The 2,422-nt window shown below is 41.2% G+C and carries 1 protein-coding gene and 1 pseudogene; both read right to left on the reverse strand.

Features of this window, described 5'->3' with window-relative positions; translation table 11 throughout:
* Nucleotides 1–808 (reverse strand): YSIRK-type signal peptide-containing protein (locus HMPREF3112_RS11665; RefSeq protein ID WP_141738654.1); only part of this gene is annotated, 808 nt, incomplete at its 3' end.
* Between the two features lie 457 nt (nt 809–1,265).
* Nucleotides 1,266–2,422: pseudogene (locus HMPREF3112_RS06140) on the reverse strand (Rib/alpha-like domain-containing protein); the annotation flags it as partial.

Here is a 2,422-nt window from a genome sequence, read left to right on the forward strand (position 1 = left end):
GACCTGATTCTTGCGTACCTTTAGCGCTAATTGGTCCAGTGTACTCTGGGTTAGCAGGTTGAACAGCTGCCTCGCTTTCATGACCCGGCTCCTGTGTTCCTTTTTTCCAACTGATTCCCTTACTATCCCTATCAGCTGTCCCCTGACTAACTGTATTATCTTCTTTTATTGAAGACTCAAGCCCTTGCAAAGTATTCTCCAAAGGTTGTTCAAGCTCCGGCTTAGCAGAGTAACGCAGATAACCCACATACTCATAACCATCAATGGCAATAACACCCTTAGCCAAATCTTCTTTATTTGAAACCGCAAGAGTTTGATTATAGGCCTGCAACTCCTTGTTTTGCAAGGCAAGAACCTCTATCGGCACAAGGAGACTTTGCCCTGCGGCCCCAATCAAGACCAAGCCAATAATTTTTTTACGATGTTTTTTTGAAAATAGCAACACAGCCATAGTCGCTGTTGCCAATCCCAAACCTGTCGCTGCCCAGTCAGAGCTTCCTGTCTGAGGAAGAGTAGCTTGACTGTCTCCCTTACGTTTATAAACCAGATAAAAAGTGTCCTCATTTTGATATTCCTTAGGAATAGCATGTACCACTTGCTTCTGCTCTTCAGCTGTTAATTCATTTTCTGTGACATAGGCCATGTGTACCGATGCATCCGAAGTAACCTGGTCTGCCGAAACTGGTTTAGACACGAAAAGACCACCTGCTAACAAGAATGTCCCGATAGCAACTGGCCCTACACCTACTGACAATTTACGAATGGCGTATTTTGTCACTTTTTCAAAAACATGATTTGCTTGTTTCATTCAAAATCTTCCTATATGTTAATCCTTGTACCCCAAGGCACGTCAAAAAAACGAAGACGTTATTGAAAAAACACGCACTCTATACATTTATTAACCTTCTTCCGAAGTCTATCATATCCTTTTTTTAATCTTTAAGCAAGCATTTTCTCTAATTTTTAATCAATATAAAAAACGAATTATGATTAGTAACTAGATCCTCGTGAAAATAATCAAACCTTTTCATATAAGCATTTTCATGCATATCACTATTTATGGGAATTTCCTCTATAATCTAAGTTACTAATATTTTTTGAATAAATCTCTTCACCTTTTGAATTTTTATCTAATTTTTTAATATAAACAAGAACTGTCTTGTAATAGACACAAAAGAGACCCACCCCTTATGGGATGAGTCTCTTTTTTCGAAAACCGAAATAGCCTAACTAACTATGTTGAGGGATCTAACCTATGAACTATCTTAGTCTTCTTTTTTGCGTTTTCCTGCCAAACCAAGTCCAGCCACTGTCATCAAACCACCCAATAGAGTAGCCAATAATGAAGTGTTTTCACCTGTCTCAGGCAAAGCTTGCTTAGTATCAGTTGCAGCTGGTGTTGCTTTTGAGGCGACATGAACTGTATCTAATGCAGGAGCAGGTTTATGCACTGTTGGTGCTGGAGTTTCTTGATTGTCAACCGTTGGTGTATTCTTATCGGCGTCTGTACGTGGGTCTTTAACGATTACCTTAACTGGAACTTCGTCTTTAGAGCCATCTGGGTAAGTAACGATAACTGTCGCATCTTTGTCGCCTTCTGTTGTTGTGTCAACAGGTGTCTTGTACTCGAACTTAGTACCTTCTGGAAGGTCACCAACGTTGCCAATGGAATCCTTGGCATTTGGTTGATCACCTGGTTTAACCGTTTGATCTTTAGCCACAGGTGTATTCTTATCCGCATCCGTACGTGGGTCTTTAACGATTACCTTAACTGGAACTTCATCTTTAGAGCCATCTGGGTAAGTGACAATGACTACAGCGTCTTTGTCACCTTCAGTTGTTGTATCAACTGGTGTCTTGTACTCAAACTTAGTTCCTTCTGGAAGATCACCGACATTACCGATGGAATCCTTGGCATTTGGTTGGTCGCCTGGTTTAACCGTTTGATCTTTCGCAGTTGGTGTGTTCTTATCCGCATCTGTACGTGGATCTTTGACTGTTACCTTAACTGGAACTTCATCTTTAGAACCGTCTGGGTAAGTGACGATAACTGTAGCATCTTTGTCACCTTCAGTTGTTGTGTCAACAGGTGTCTTGTACTCGAACTTAGTGCCTTCTGGAAGATCACCAACATTACCGATGGAATCCTTGGCATTTGGTTGGTCGCCTGGTTTTACCGTTTGATCTTTAGCTACAGGAGTGTTCTTATCCGCATCCGTACGTGGATCTTTAACGATAACCTTAACTGGAACTTCGTCTTTAGAACCGTCTGGGTAAGTGACAACAACTGTTGCGTCTTTTTCGCCTTCTGTTGTTGTGTCAACAGGTGTCTTGTACTCGAACTTAGTACCTTCTGGAAGATCACCAACGTTGCCAATTGAATCCTTAGCATTTGGTTGATCACCTGGTTTAACCGTTTGAT

The sequence above is a fragment of the Streptococcus sp. HMSC10E12 genome, from assembly GCF_001807855.1.
In the GTDB taxonomy this organism is placed as follows: Bacteria; Bacillota; Bacilli; order Lactobacillales; family Streptococcaceae; genus Streptococcus; species Streptococcus salivarius.